Raw genomic sequence first — 12,893 nt, forward strand, 5'->3', positions numbered from 1 at the left:
TGTTGTCGGCATACGGTGAGGCCATGAGCGACGAGACCACCCCGCCGGCCGGGCGGCGCGCCGACCGGACCGCCGACCGGCTGAACCGTCAGACCGACATCGCCCGTACCGCCGCGCTGATCGCGGACCCCTCCCGCGCCCGGATCCTCAAAGCCCTCTGCGACGGGCGCGCCCTGCCCGCCGGTGCCCTGGCCGCCGAGGCCGGCGTCAGCGCCCCGACGGTCAGCGCCCATCTGGCCAAACTCGTCGAGGGCGGGCTGATCACCGCCGTCCGCGACGGTCGGCACCGCTACTACCGGCTGCGGGGCCCCGAGATCAGCACCGCGCTGGAGGCGCTCGCCCTCATCGCCCCGCCGCTGCCGGTCACCTCGCTGCGCGAGAGCAGCGTCACCAACGCGCTCTACCGCTCCCGGACCTGCTACGACCATCTCGCCGGGCAGCTCGGCGTCGCCCTCATGCGGGCCCTGCTCGACAGCGACGTGCTCACCGGGCACGACGGCGTCCACCGCCCCGAGCGTGCCGTGCGCGACCGGCCCTCGGCATACGGGCAGGACACCGACTACCGGCTGACCGACACCGGCCGTGGCGATCTCGTCGCCTTCGGCGTCGACCCGGACCGGTTGCCCAAGCGACGGCCGGCCATCTGCTACTGCGTCGACTGGAGCGAGCACCAGCACCACCTCGCGGGCGCGCTCGGCGCGGCCATCACCGCTCGCCTGTTCGGCCTGGGCTGGCTGCGGTATGGCGTGAGCCCGCGCGTGGTGCATCTGACGGACGCGGGTGCGGATGGGTTGCGGCGGACGTTCGGCGTGGTCGTGGAGGGCTAGGGTCTGTCCCGCCTGCGGCGGTGGGCGCCCTGCGGGCGCGTCCTCAAGCGCCGGACGGGCTGAAATCAGCCCGTCCGGCGCTTGAGGACACAGCACGGCAGCCCGTCCGGCGCTTGAGGACACAGCACGGCAGCCCGTCCGGCGCTTGAGGGCACGGCACGGTAGCCCGTCCGGCGCTTGAGGACACCGCCGCGCAGCGGTGGTGCACATCGACACGGCCCGCAGGGCACAGGCGAAACACCTGCACGGATCCGCAGGGCCGGCGAGGCCGAACGTTGCCGCCGGTAGGCTCACACCGTGCCCTCCATGAACGACCTCGTACGCCAGCACACCGCCCTCGACGATTCCGACCTCGAGTGGCTGCATCTGCTGGTCTCGGAGTGGCAGCTGCTCTCCGACCTCTCCTTCGCCGACCTCGTCCTGTGGGTCCCCACCCTCGACGGCACCCGCTATGTGTCCGTCGCCCAGATGAGGCCGAACACCGGCCCCACCTCCTACCAGGACGACATGGTCGGCCACCTTGTGCCGCGCGGCCGTCGTCCCATGCTCGACGCCGCGCTCGACGAGGGCCGGATCGTGCGCGAGGGCGACCCGGAGTGGCGGGAGGAGGTCCCGGTCCGGGTCGAGTCCATCCCGGTCCGCCGGGAGGGCCGGGTGCTCGGCGTCATCGCCCGCAATACGAACCTGCTGACCGTGCGGACGCCGAGCCGGCTGGAGCTCACCTACCTCCAGAGCGCCTCCGACCTCGCCCAGATGATCGCCAACGGGGCCTTCCCCTTCCCGGGGCAACAAGTCGACATGGACGCCTCCCCGCGCGCCGGCGACGGTCTGATCAGGCTCGATGCCGACGGTGTCGTCCAGTACGCCAGCCCCAACGCCCTCTCCGCCTACCACCGCCTCGGCCTCGCCGCCGACCTCGTGGGGCATCATCTGGGCGACACCACCGCTCAGTTGGCGCCCTCACGCGGTCCGGTCGACGAGGGCCTGGCCAAGCTCGCCAGCGGCTGGGCGCCGCGCGAGTTCGAGGTCGAGGGCGACGACGGGGTGATCCATCTGCGGGCCATTCCCCTCAAACCCAAGGGAAACCACATCGGTTCGCTCGTGTTGCTGCGCGATGTCACGGAACTGCGTCGCCGCGAACGCGAGTTGATCACGAAGGACGCGACCATCCGGGAGATCCACCACCGGGTCAAGAACAATCTCCAGACCGTTGCCGCCCTGCTGCGCCTCCAGGCCCGCCGGATCGGCTCGGCCGAGGGGCGCGAGGCGCTGGAGGAGGCGGTCCGGCGGGTCGGCTCGATCGCGATCGTGCACGAGACGCTCTCGCAGAATCTGGACGAGCGGGTCGAATTCGACGAGATCGCCGACCGGGTGCTGTCGATGGTCGCCGAGATCTCCCCGGGCCGGGTCGCCGCTCGCCGCACGGGCCGCTTCGGGATACTCGACGCCGAGGTCGCGACGCCGCTGTCGATGGTCCTGACCGAGTTGCTGCAGAACGCCATGGAGCATGGCTTCGGCCCGGGGGAGCGGGGCACGGTGGAGATCACCGCCGTGCGCGGCGGCGGCCGGACCGACGCCCGCCTGTTGATCTCCGTGCAGGACGACGGCCGGGGGCTGCCCGAGGGCTTCGACCCGCAGCGCGCGGGCAATCTGGGCCTGCAGATCGTACGGACCCTGGTCGAGGGGGAGTTGGGCGGTACGTTCGACATGGTGCCCGCTTCCGGGCAGGGCACGCGGGTGGTGCTCGACATCCCCGTACAGGCGGAGAAGTAGCGCGGGTGCCTCGCGGCGGGCGGACCTTTGACTGCGGGCCGGTCTGTGCCGCCTGCGGCGGCGGGCGCCCTGCGGGCGCGTCCTCAAGCGCCGGACGGGCTGGTTTCGGCTGAGCTCAGCCAATAGCAGCCCGTCCGGCGCTTGAGGACACCGCCGCGCAGCGGTGGTGCGCCCACCAACCCCCGGCGGAGCCGAAAACGCACTGAGCCCCGGACCTCAATCAGGTCCGGGGCTCAAAGCTTTATTGCTTAGCGCATATGGGGGGTACTGCGCGCTGCGGCTCGGGAGCCGAGGGGCATCGTCAGGCGGTAGCGTTACGCGCCCGGCTGCGAGCGGCGCGGCGCTTCATCGCCCGGCGCTCATCCTCGCTGAGGCCACCCCAGACGCCGGAGTCCTGGCCGGACTCGAGCGCCCACTGCAGGCACTGCTCCATGACGGGGCAGCGGCGGCAGACGGCCTTGGCTTCCTCGATCTGCAGCAGCGCAGGACCGGTGTTGCCGATGGGGAAGAAGAGCTCCGGGTCTTCCTCGCGGCAAACGGCGTTGTGACGCCAGTCCATGGCTGCTCCATCTCCTCGTAATTGCGGCTACGTTGCTTGTGAATGTGAACGCTTTCACGAATCCCCCCGCAAGGGAAGGGCCGACGCCCAGTCGGAAGACTGGTGCGGTCCAGGTAAATGAGGAGGGGGTTCGGGCTTTCGAAGGAGGCCGAATGAGCGGCCGTCCCGATCGCCATGAAGAGACTCGCAAACCTCGGCTGCGGATACAACCCCTTCTGGAAAGTTTTTTTTGATTCCTCGGTGTCGGCTAGGTCACAGCCGTACTTCCAGGGGGTGGAACCCAGCCTAAACGTTCGAGTGGAAGGACTTTAGGCCCTACCACTCACACAATCACACGCAGTGCACGGCGTACGCCTGTGAACGTCACGCTCGTACGCAGTCCGAGGTGGTCACCGTCCATCTGGAAGGGCAGTGGGGCCTGCGAATGCAAGGTGAACGCGGTCTGGTCATGCAATGACACAGCGTGTTTGCCCTGGGGGCCACGCTCCGGAGTCGACGTCAGCAGCTGAGTGACGTGGCGGCCGGCCGTCGCGGTCGACAGCTTGGTGAATCCCAGCACGTCAAGGGCGGTGTCGAAGGACGCGCGCGGCGATGCGTAGACCGGCCGGTTGCCCAGATAGGTCCACGGCGCGGTGTTGCAGATTATCGACATGACGAGATTCGCGAGTGGCTCCTCGCCCGGCCGTTCGAGCGTGATCGTGCCCCGTCTGCGGTGCGCTTCGCCGAGAAATTGCCGCATCACTTGGCGTACATACAGCGCGTGCGTCGAACGCTTGCCGCGCTCCCGCTGCTGCTCCACCCGGCCGACGACGCCCGCGTCGAAACCGAAGCCCGCGCAGAAGGTGAACCAGCGGGGCGGCACGGCTTCGTCGTCGGTGCCCGGCGTACCCGCCGCGAGGCCCAGACCGACCGTCCGCTCGGTCCCCTCCCGCAACGCGTCCAGCAGCGCCCCGGTCGCCTCGACGACGTCATTGGGCAGCCCCAGGGCGCGGGCGAAGACATTGGTGGAGCCGCCGGGGACCACGGCCAGCCGGGGCAGATGCTCCGGGTCGGGCCCGGCGTGCAGCAGACCGTTGACCACCTCGTTGACCGTGCCGTCGCCGCCGAGGGCGACCACCAGCCCGGTATTGCCGTCCTCGGCCGCCCGGCGCGCCAGATCGCGGGCGTGCCCCCGGTACTCGGTGGTGGCGACCTCCAGCTTGAGGTCGCTGGCGAGCGCGTGTGCCAGGACATCACGGGTACGGGCACTGGTGGTGGTGGCCGACGGATTGACCACGAGAAGCGCACGCATGACCGCCAGCCTACCTACCTGTCGGTACAGCCCCGGTCCCAGCCCCGGTCCGATCCCCTCCCGGTCCGCCGCCCGTTCCCGGGCGGCGGGGCTACCCTGCATGGGTGAGCAGCAAGCAGTCAGCGCCCAAGGGCGCCCGCAAGACCACCCGTGCGAGCCGGCCGACGGTGGAGGCGGCGGCGCGGCCTTCCCGCCCGTCCCGCACGGCCCCCGAGCCCACCGGCCCCCGGCCGCGTCGGCTGACGGCCGCGGCGGTGCTCACGGGCCTGGAAGGGGTGGCGCTCGTCGTCTGCGGGGTGACGCTGCTGGTCCTGGTGCTGACGGACAAGCCGGACAGCATGCGGCAGGCGGTGACGGGCGGACTGACCGTGCTCGCGCTGGCCGCACTGCCGCTGGCGGCCGCGCGCGGGCTGTGGCTGCGGCGGCGCTGGAGTCGCGGGCCCGCGATGATCACGCAGATCATGGCGATGCCCGTCGCGTGGACGTTGTTCAACGGCGGCGGCCTGCTGATCGCGGGCGCCGTGCTGCTCGCGCTCGTCGCCGTGGCCGCCCTGGGGCTCGTGGTGAACCCGACGGCGACCGAGGCGCTCGGCATCGGCCCGCGCGAGACGTGAGCTGATGACGCCAGGCCGTTTTTCGGCCTGGCAGTCCTGGATCCGCTCCCCGGGGTCCGCTTACTCCTCGATGAGCGGTTACTCCCCGATGAGTGGCTACTCCTCGATGAGCAGCCGGTCGCGGAGCTGGGCGAGCGTGCGGGCCAGCAGCCGGGAGACGTGCATCTGGGAGATGCCGACCTCCTGGGCGATCTGCGACTGGGTCATATTGCCGAAGAAGCGCAGCAGCAGGATCTTCTTCTCGCGCGGCGGCAGGTCCTCCAGCAGCGGCTTGAGCGACTCGCGGTACTCGACGCCCTCCAGCGCCTCGTCCTCGGCGCCCAGGGTGTCCGCGACGGCCGGCGACTCGTCGTCCGTGTCGGGCACGTCCAGGGAGAGCGTGCTGTAGGCGTTCGCCGACTCCAGCCCCTCCAGCACCTCCTCCTCGGAGATCCCGAGGTGCTCGGCCAGCTCATGGACCGTGGGCGCGCGACCGTGCCGCTGGGACAGCTCGGCCGTGGCGGTGGTCAGGGCCAGCCGCAGCTCCTGGAGCCGGCGCGGCACCCGCACCGCCCAGCCCTTGTCCCGGAAGTGCCGCTTGATCTCACCGACGACCGTGGGGGTCGCGTAGGTCGAGAACTCCACCCCACGGTCCGGGTCGAACCGGTCCACCGACTTGATCAGACCGATCGTGGCGACCTGGGTCAGGTCGTCGAGCGGCTCACCGCGATTGCGGAACCGCCGCGCCAGGTGCTCCACCAGCGGCAGATGCATCCGCACGAGGTGATTGCGTAGCTCGGCCCGCTCGGGCGAGCCGTCCGGGAGCGCCCGCAGCTCGATGAACAGGGCACGGGCACCGCTGCGATCCTGCGCATGGGGGTGCTGGTGCCACTGCTGATGCTGGTCCATGTGGTCCGCCCGCTCTGGTGGGTCACTCGCCCGCTCCGGCTCCACATCCGAGGGATGCGGCCGGGCGGGTTGCTGCGGGATGGCCGGGGTGCGCACTCCCCGCGACGATGCAGTACTCACGGAGCCCCCTCTTCCGTCACGGCTGTCCGGGGCCGGCGCCGCGCTTCTTGTGCAGGCTGATGCTGACCGTACGGTCGTCGGCGACGGTCGAGTCGACCTCGCCGGCCAGCGCGGAGAGCACCGTCCAGGCGAAGGTGTCGCGCTCGGGCGCGCGGCCGTCGGTGGTGGGTGCCGAGACGGTCACCCGGAGCGCGTCGCCCACCAGGCGGAAGACGCAGCTGAGAACAGAACCGGGAACGGCCTGTTGCAGAAGGATCGCGCACGCCTCATCGACCGCGATGCGCAAATCCTCGATCTCGTCGAGGGTGAAGTCCAAGCGGGCTGCGAGGCCGGCTGTCGCCGTCCGCAGCACCGACAGGTAGGCACCCGCAGCGGGCAGCCGGACTTCCACGAAGTCCTGGGTCCCGGGCTCGCCTGCGATTGGGGACACCCTCACCTCCAAGGTGGCACAAGCTTCTTGAGCTGTTACGAGCGCCGGTCGCGCGCCTCTCGGGCGAGGGGCGGGGCGGGCCGGCGCGGCACATGGTTCGGATGCGACGCTATCGCGATCCGAGGTTCCGTGCCGCAGCCCCACGACTGTCACTCATGGTAAACCCATGAGTACGGACAGTGGGTAGGGGCGTGCGGTCTCAAATCGAAAGAGAAGTCGCCTTGTTGGGATTTTCGTCACTCTGCGCGAACCCCGCAAGGGTGCGGAGCGGTTCTCCGGACATGCGTTGCACCGTCCACTCGTTCATCGGCTCCGCGCCGAGCGACTTGTAGAAGGCGATCGAGGGTTCGTTCCAGTCCAGCACTGACCATTCAAAACGCTGGTAGCCGCGGTCCACGCAGATCCGGGCGAGGGCCGCGAGGAGCGCCTTGCCGTGCCCGCCGCCGCGCGCCTGCGGGCGGACGTAGAGGTCTTCCAGATAGATACCGTGCGTACCCGTCCAGGTGGAGAAGTTACGGAACCAGAGGGCGAAGCCGACCGGCTCCCCGGCGGCGATCGTGCCGTCGGCCGAGGATTCGTCACTCTCCGCTATCAGGGCGAAGACGGCGGCGTCCGCCCCGAACAGGGCTTCGCGCAATTGCTGCTCGGTCGCCTTCGCGTCCTCCAGCGCCCGTTCGTACTCGGCGAGTTCGCGGATCATCGCATGGATGAGGGGAACGTCGGCGGGCGTCGCGGGTCGGATCATGGATGCATGCTAGCGGGCCGGACCGACAGCCTCCCCGGAACGGGGGCGCGGAGCCGGTGCGGGGACCGCGCGCGTCATGACGGGAGCAAGTGCGGCGGGCGGGGCGGCGGGGGCAACTGACGGCCGCCGTCAGACGATCCGCAGGTCCACGTAGCACCAGCGCCAGCTCTGCCCGGGCTCGAAGCTGCGCATCACCGCGTGCCCGGTCTCCGTGAAGTGCCCGGTGGCGTGTTGGTACGGCGAGGAGTCGCAGCAGCCCACGTGCCCGCACTCCAGGCACAGTCGCAGCTGCACGGGGTGGCTGCCCGCGGCCTCGCACTCCGGGCAGGTGGCGTGCAGCGGCGCCGGCTCGGGGCGCGGCAGCTCGGGAACGTGCGGGCACTCGCTCATGATTGCCAGGTTAGATCGCCCTACCGACGATCATCGAACGGCCGTCGGCCCTCGGCTGCCGTTGACGGACGGTGACAGATGGTGGCGACGCGACGGACGGCGCGGGAGGCACGTATGGAGACGGGCGGGGACCGATGGACGTAATGCCACTGCTGATGCTGGTCGCGGGTGGGGCCGCCATCGCCGGCGCGGCCCGCCGCACGCCGGTGCCCGCCCCCCTGCTGCTGGTCGCCGCCGGGCTCGTCGCCTCGTACGTCCCGGGCGTGCCGGACTACACCCTCGACCCGGAGATCGTGCTGCCGTTGCTGCTGCCGCCCCTGCTGCACACCGCCGCACTCGAGAGCTCCTACCTCGACCTCCGCGCCAATCTGCGGCCCGTCGCCCTGCTCTCCGTCGGCTATGTCCTCTTCGCGACCCTCGTCGTCGGCTATGTGGCGTATCTGGTGGTCCCCGGCCTGCCGCTGCCCGCGGCCCTCGTACTCGGCGCGATCGTCGCCCCGCCCGACGCGGTCGCCGCCACCGCCATCGCCCGCCGTCTCGGACTGCCCTCGCGGATCACCACGATCCTCCAGGGCGAGTCCCTGGTGAACGACGCCACCGCGATCACCGCCTACAAGGTGGCGCTCGCCGCCGCCGTCGGCGTGGGCACGACCTGGGGCGAGGGCATCCGCGAGTTCGCCGTCGCCTCGGTCGGCGGGATCGGCGTCGGCCTGGTCCTCATGGTGCCGCTGCACTGGCTGCGCAAACGGCTGCGCGAGCCGCTGCTGCAGAACACCCTGTCGCTGCTCATCCCCTTCGCCGCCTACGCCGCCGCCGAGGAGGTCGAGGCGTCCGGGGTCCTCGCCGTCGTGGTCGTCGCCCTCTATCTAGGGCACCACTCCTGGCAGGTCGACTTCGCCACCCGGCTCCAGGAGGCCGCGGTATGGCGGATGGTGGCCTTCGTGCTGGAGTCCGCGGTGTTCGCGCTGATCGGGCTGCAACTGCCCGTCGTGCTGCGCGGGCTCGGGGAGTACAGCTTCCGGGAGGCCGCCGTCTGGTACGCCTCCGTCGTCTTCGCCACCGTCGTGGCCGCCCGCTTCGTATGGGTCTACCCCGCCACCTTCCTCCCGCGCGCGCTGTCCACCCGGATCCGCGCGCGGGAGACCGACACGACGTGGCAGGGCGCGCTCGTCGTCGGCTGGGCCGGGATGCGCGGCGTCGTCTCCCTCGCCATCGCCTTCTCCGTCCCGGTGACCACGCACAGCGGAGAACCCTTCCCGGCGCGCAACCTCGTCCTTTTTCTCACCTTCACCACCGTCATCGGCACCCTCGTCGTCCAGGGCCTCACCCTGCCCCCGCTCATCCGCCGTCTGCGGCTGCCCGCCCGCGACACGAGCGCCGAGACGCTCGCGGAGGCCCAGGCCCAGAGCGAGGCGTCCCAGGCCGCCGAGCGCCGCCTCGACGAACTCCTCGCCGAGGGCGGCAACGCGCTGCCGTCTCCGCTCGTCGACCGCCTTCGCGCGGTCCTGGAGCGGCGCCGGAACGCGGTGTGGGAACGGCTCGGCGCGGTCGACGAGGTGACGGGGGAGTCGGCGGACGACACGTATCGGCGGCTGGCGCGGGAGATGATCGACGCGGAGCGGGAGGTGTTCGTGGCGTTGCGGGATGCGCGGCGTATTGATGACGAGATGCTGCGCACGCTTTTGCGTCGGCTGGACCTGGAGGAGGCCGCGGCTTATCGGGAGGGGTGACGTGCGGCTGCGGTGCGGTGCGGTGCGGTGGGCGGGACCTTTCCCCTACCCGCCCCTTCCCGATGCTCGTAACGGGGAGTTCTAACGAAGATGCCCCGCCCGGCACCTGACCGGACGGGGCAGGGTGCTGACGCGTCAGCGCTCGCAGATAGCGTCGTTGTGATGCGGGCCGGGGACGAGACTCGGCGCACATCCGGGGCAGGCATAGAGGGGGAACCCGGGGCCGCTCAGGCGCTCTATGTAGCGGACTTCCACAGGGGCACTGGTGACGTTGCCGCACTCGCAGCAGGTGACGGCCAGGGCGGCCGGGACGGGACTGGTGAGGCCGTCGATGCTCATGCGGACACCGCCGCGCGGCACTCGTGTGCTCCGGGGTACGTGTACGGATAGTCGCAACCCGCGCTCGCCGCTGCCGCTGCATGCCCCCGCTCGCGCTGTTGCAGCCGCTCGAACTCTTGCCGCTCTTTCTCCTGCTGCTCTACCCATTGCTGCATGTAGAGGGGGACGAGTGGGCGGGTGCTTTCGGGGATGGGGAGCGTCCTGGCGAGCACGTGCACCGGGACAGGGAAGGCTGCCCCGCAGATCTTCTGCGCGGGTCGGGTGGGGCAGGTGGGTGCGGGGATGCACCGGCCTGCCCGAGTGGGCGTCCTGTTTGCACTGTGCCGTCCGTCAACGGGTGCGGGGAAGAGGAGGGCGAGCACCCAGGTTAAGAACCGGGCGATAGGGTCGCGCATGTTCGTGCAGCTCCTAGATAGCTGTGCGGCGGAGCCCCGACAACCGGTCCTAAGCGGTTGCCGGGGCGTTTTCATGCCCGACGGTAGGGCAACCGGTATAGGTCCGTCTATGCATGCTCAACCCTGTCTAGGTATGACCGATGGGTGGCCTGTTGTCTACGCTGCACCCCATGGCAGCGCGCGAAATTGATCACCGGGCACCCGAGCCGCCCTTTCGGCAGATCGCTGCCGACCTGACGGGAGAGATCGAGCGGGGCGAACTCTCTCCTGGTCGCCCGGTCCCGTCCGAGAAAGAGCTGGTGGAGCGGTACGGGGTCGCGCGCAACACAGTGCGATCAGCGCTTGCTGTGCTGCGTGAGAACGGGCTCGTCTACACCGTGCCGAACCGCGGGACGTACGTATGCGACCGGAACGAGTCTGCCGGCGATGGGCAGAGCAAGGAGTAGCAACGACTTCGCCCATTCGCTGGGGCCGCTGCCCTTCGCCGTCACGGAACCAGCTTGGTAGCGCTCGTCTGCTCCGCCGAAGCCGATCGGCCTACTAGGCAGGGCAGTAGAGGCGGGTGAGCGCCGCCTACCCACCCGCGCATTGGGGGCACGGGACCCGTCGTGTGAAGCAGCACGTCTGGCAACCGTCGTAGCCCAAGCAGTCGTCGCACCAGACTTTGCGGTGTCCGGTGCACTCGCCGCAGTACTCCAGGACCTTCACGGGCGGCAATGCTGCGGGCGCCTCCGGGGTTTGCGAGGGCTCACGCTTCTGGGTGGGATTCGTCGCCGTTCGAGGGATCACAGCCCGCCTCTACGGCTCTGCTTGTTGGCTTCCGCAACCTTGGTGCTCAGTCCTTCGACGGGCGGCTCATAGTCAGGGCAGCACGGGGCGCCACACTGGCACTTTGGCCACTTCAGGGCATCGCCCGGAGCGACGTTCGCGCTTTGTCCCAGGAGTACGCCGCCGACCGCACGCGCTTCGGAAAGACGGGCGAGGAAGCGGCGGGCTTCGCTGCGGGTCACGCGATCAGCCGCCTCAGCCCGGCTTCGACAGCCCGCAGAAGCTGCGGGGTCGCCTTCACGTAACCCGAGCGCGGTACCCAGTCCGGAGCGAGTCGCCAGAAGCCTCCGGCTTCCTCTAATGCCGCCGCCAGGTCTGCAACGTCGTCGGCTGTTTCGGGGGCTGTCGTTGTGCGCTCACTCGCCATGGCCCGCTCTCTCCGCCGACTCCGGGACCCGGTGATAGTCCCGCCGGGAATGGCAGCGGCGTAGTGGCATGCCTAGGGGCAAGTAGCGCTCGAACACCGGAACTAGCCCCGTCCCTGGGCAGAGCTAGGGGCAAGATGGGCCCATGGCCATCGGGGTATTGATCAGGGACCTGCGACATGCGCGAGGGTGGTCGCAAGGGCGCCTGGCGGACGAGATCAACGAGGCTTTCGGTACGGGGCTCAACCGGGAGTACGTCAGCCGCTGGGAACGTTCCAAGGTGGAACCGGGGGCCTTCTACCTACGGTGTCTGTCGGCCGTCCTGGACGTGCCCCTAGCGGTTCTTGAGGGTGAAGTGAAGCGTCGTACGTTCCTGTCCGATGTAGCAGCCACCGCCATAGCGCCGGTCGTGGCCTCAGACCTGCTCAGTGTCGGGTTCGCCGCCCGGCTACGGGGCGGGCCGTCTGCGGACGATTGGGAGGGGAAGCTGGCCACCTACGGCACGGAGTACATGAGCCTGGGGGCTGCCGACATTCAGCGCCGGGTGTCCGGTGAACTGATCGTGGTGCAGCAACAGTTAGAGAACCCCCGGCTGTGGTCCGTCGCTTCCCGCCTCATGACCTTGTACGCGAAGACGTTTCCCGGCTCCGACGGCTCCAAGGCGGTGAACTGGTACCGACTCGCCGCTGAGGCTGCCGACCAGTCCGGGGATGATCAGGCCCGTGTATGGGTTCGGGGGCGCGCAGCCATCGCGCTCGGCTATGAGGGTGCCTCACTCGGCGTTGCCGACGTGTTCGCCGATCAGGCAATGGCCATCAGCGGAAGGCCGTCACTGGGGCTGTTGAACGCCATCATGGGCAAAGCTCACGCGGCAGCGATTCGAGGTGACTTCGATACAGCGCGACGACTTATGAACGAAGGGCGCCGGGTGTTCGACAAGGCCGGATCCTATGAGCAGACTTCGGACTACGCGGTGCCGTGGTGGCGCATGAACGTGTTCATCTCGCTGTTGGCGGCACGGCTCGGCGACGAGACGACGGCAGTGGATGCGCAAGAGGCTGCACGACGGGAACTCCCGGACTCGTTGCCCAGGTTCGCAACGCACCTCGAAATGCACCGGGGACTCATGCTTGCCCGATCCGGCGACAAGCAAGGCGGCACGGACTACGCACGCGCGGCTCTGGAAGCCTTGCCCCCAGAGAAGCACTCGCTCACCCTGCGGCTCTTGATGGCAGAAGTGGAAGAGCCATCGCGGAAACGCGGAGACTCCGTGTAACCGGATGCGTTCAGCTCCGCGTGGTGAAACGCGAAATCCCCCGCACCCGCCACCCAGCAAAGGGAGACGAGCACGGGGCTCTGTGGGCTGATCAGCCGTTCAGCACATTCGTCAGCCTGGCAGCGGCCTTACCGCCGAACAGCGCGAGGCCGCAATAGAAGTCGATACGCGTTCGATGGACCGGCTTGTCGTGTGCCTCGCCGAGATCAGTCGCCTGCACACCGCCATTACTGAGGCTGAACTCGTGTTGTCATAGGTGCTGACAGGTCTTGATCCTTGCGGTACGTCGACAGGTATGCGGTACGCACAGGGTGGTGGATTCA

14 protein-coding genes are annotated in these 12,893 nt (G+C 69.5%); 6 read left to right on the forward strand and 8 right to left on the reverse strand.

The genetic code is table 11. The features are described from left to right. Window positions 1-23: 23 nt before the first annotated feature. Together ACZ53N_RS03860 and ACZ53N_RS03865 are read left to right on the forward strand one after the other, a co-directional pair. The gene (locus ACZ53N_RS03860; protein WP_469139345.1) at window positions 24-827 is read left to right on the forward strand and encodes an ArsR/SmtB family transcription factor; all 804 of its coding nucleotides are present in this window, start codon (window positions 24-26) and stop codon (window positions 825-827) included. Between the two features lie 306 nt (window positions 828-1,133). Beyond that, entirely contained in the window at window positions 1,134-2,600 is a 1,467-nt protein-coding gene (locus ACZ53N_RS03865; protein WP_469139346.1) for a sensor histidine kinase, read from the forward strand. A gap of 301 nt (window positions 2,601-2,901) precedes the next feature. Here the strand turns inward: ACZ53N_RS03865 and ACZ53N_RS03870 are convergent, their stop codons facing one another. Together ACZ53N_RS03870 and ACZ53N_RS03875 are read right to left on the reverse strand one after the other, a co-directional pair. Beyond that, on the reverse strand, window positions 2,902-3,159 hold the full coding sequence (locus tag ACZ53N_RS03870; RefSeq protein WP_469139347.1) for a WhiB family transcriptional regulator: 258 nt from the start codon (window positions 3,157-3,159) through the stop codon (window positions 2,902-2,904). Window positions 3,160-3,481: 322 nt separating this feature from the next. Beyond that, window positions 3,482-4,450, reverse strand: coding sequence for a diacylglycerol/lipid kinase family protein (locus ACZ53N_RS03875; protein ID WP_130879855.1), 969 nt, complete (start codon window positions 4,448-4,450; stop codon window positions 3,482-3,484). A gap of 104 nt (window positions 4,451-4,554) precedes the next feature. Between ACZ53N_RS03875 and ACZ53N_RS03880 the strand changes: the two genes are divergently transcribed. Next, the gene (locus ACZ53N_RS03880; RefSeq protein ID WP_469139348.1) at window positions 4,555-5,064 is read left to right on the forward strand and encodes a hypothetical protein; all 510 of its coding nucleotides are present in this window, start codon (window positions 4,555-4,557) and stop codon (window positions 5,062-5,064) included. 96 nt (window positions 5,065-5,160) lie between these two features. Here ACZ53N_RS03880 and ACZ53N_RS03885 read toward each other — a convergent pair whose 3' ends face one another. The 4 genes from ACZ53N_RS03885 to ACZ53N_RS03900 form a co-directional block, all read right to left on the reverse strand. Next, window positions 5,161-6,072, reverse strand: a complete 912-nt coding sequence (locus ACZ53N_RS03885; RefSeq protein WP_469139349.1) for an RNA polymerase sigma factor SigF — start codon at window positions 6,070-6,072, stop codon at window positions 5,161-5,163. Between the two features lie 16 nt (window positions 6,073-6,088). Continuing rightward, a complete protein-coding gene (locus tag ACZ53N_RS03890; RefSeq protein ID WP_030366270.1) occupies window positions 6,089-6,502 on the reverse strand; it encodes an ATP-binding protein in 414 nt (137 codons plus the stop codon). A gap of 199 nt (window positions 6,503-6,701) precedes the next feature. Continuing rightward, the gene (locus ACZ53N_RS03895; protein ID WP_469139350.1) at window positions 6,702-7,247 is read right to left on the reverse strand and encodes a GNAT family N-acetyltransferase; all 546 of its coding nucleotides are present in this window, start codon (window positions 7,245-7,247) and stop codon (window positions 6,702-6,704) included. Between the two features lie 129 nt (window positions 7,248-7,376). Continuing rightward, window positions 7,377-7,637, reverse strand: a complete 261-nt coding sequence (locus ACZ53N_RS03900; RefSeq protein WP_469139351.1) for a UBP-type zinc finger domain-containing protein — start codon at window positions 7,635-7,637, stop codon at window positions 7,377-7,379. Window positions 7,638-7,771: 134 nt separating this feature from the next. Between ACZ53N_RS03900 and ACZ53N_RS03905 the strand changes: the two genes are divergently transcribed. Then, window positions 7,772-9,367 (forward strand): Na+/H+ antiporter, encoded by a 1,596-nt coding sequence (locus ACZ53N_RS03905; protein ID WP_469139352.1) that lies wholly within the window; start codon window positions 7,772-7,774, stop codon window positions 9,365-9,367. A gap of 135 nt (window positions 9,368-9,502) precedes the next feature. On the opposite strand, the gene ACZ53N_RS03910 is transcribed toward ACZ53N_RS03905, so the two are convergent. Continuing rightward, on the reverse strand, window positions 9,503-9,706 hold the full coding sequence (locus ACZ53N_RS03910; protein WP_469139353.1) for a hypothetical protein: 204 nt from the start codon (window positions 9,704-9,706) through the stop codon (window positions 9,503-9,505). A 565-nt stretch (window positions 9,707-10,271) separates the two neighbouring features. Here ACZ53N_RS03910 and ACZ53N_RS03915 point away from each other — a divergent pair. Continuing rightward, window positions 10,272-10,547, forward strand: a complete 276-nt coding sequence (locus ACZ53N_RS03915; protein ID WP_365370699.1) for a GntR family transcriptional regulator — start codon at window positions 10,272-10,274, stop codon at window positions 10,545-10,547. 892 nt (window positions 10,548-11,439) lie between these two features. Then, window positions 11,440-12,570, forward strand: a complete 1,131-nt coding sequence (locus ACZ53N_RS03920; RefSeq protein WP_466899453.1) for a helix-turn-helix domain-containing protein — start codon at window positions 11,440-11,442, stop codon at window positions 12,568-12,570. A gap of 91 nt (window positions 12,571-12,661) precedes the next feature. Here the strand turns inward: ACZ53N_RS03920 and ACZ53N_RS03925 are convergent, their stop codons facing one another. Beyond that, window positions 12,662-12,790 (reverse strand): hypothetical protein, encoded by a 129-nt coding sequence (locus ACZ53N_RS03925; RefSeq protein ID WP_469139354.1) that lies wholly within the window; start codon window positions 12,788-12,790, stop codon window positions 12,662-12,664. Window positions 12,791-12,893: the final 103 nt, after the last annotated feature.

The sequence above is a fragment of the Streptomyces sp. NPDC033229 genome, from assembly GCF_055576875.1.

Excerpts from the sequence above, each read along its gene's own strand:
- ACZ53N_RS03860 (WP_469139345.1), top strand. The coding sequence starts at position 24 with ATGAGCGACGAGACCACCCCGCCGGCCGGGCGGCGCGCCGACCGGACC.
- ACZ53N_RS03865 (WP_469139346.1), top strand. The coding sequence starts at position 1,134 with ATGAACGACCTCGTACGCCAGCACACCGCCCTCGACGATTCCGACCTC.
- ACZ53N_RS03870 (WP_469139347.1), bottom strand. The coding sequence starts at position 3,159 with ATGGACTGGCGTCACAACGCCGTTTGCCGCGAGGAAGACCCGGAGCTC.
- ACZ53N_RS03875 (WP_130879855.1), bottom strand. The coding sequence starts at position 4,450 with ATGCGTGCGCTTCTCGTGGTCAATCCGTCGGCCACCACCACCAGTGCC.
- ACZ53N_RS03895 (WP_469139350.1), bottom strand. The coding sequence starts at position 7,247 with ATGATCCGACCCGCGACGCCCGCCGACGTTCCCCTCATCCATGCGATG.
- ACZ53N_RS03900 (WP_469139351.1), bottom strand. The coding sequence starts at position 7,637 with ATGAGCGAGTGCCCGCACGTTCCCGAGCTGCCGCGCCCCGAGCCGGCG.
- ACZ53N_RS03905 (WP_469139352.1), top strand. The coding sequence starts at position 7,772 with ATGGACGTAATGCCACTGCTGATGCTGGTCGCGGGTGGGGCCGCCATC.
- ACZ53N_RS03910 (WP_469139353.1), bottom strand. The coding sequence starts at position 9,706 with ATGAGCATCGACGGCCTCACCAGTCCCGTCCCGGCCGCCCTGGCCGTC.
- ACZ53N_RS03915 (WP_365370699.1), top strand. The coding sequence starts at position 10,272 with ATGGCAGCGCGCGAAATTGATCACCGGGCACCCGAGCCGCCCTTTCGG.
- ACZ53N_RS03920 (WP_466899453.1), top strand. The coding sequence starts at position 11,440 with ATGGCCATCGGGGTATTGATCAGGGACCTGCGACATGCGCGAGGGTGG.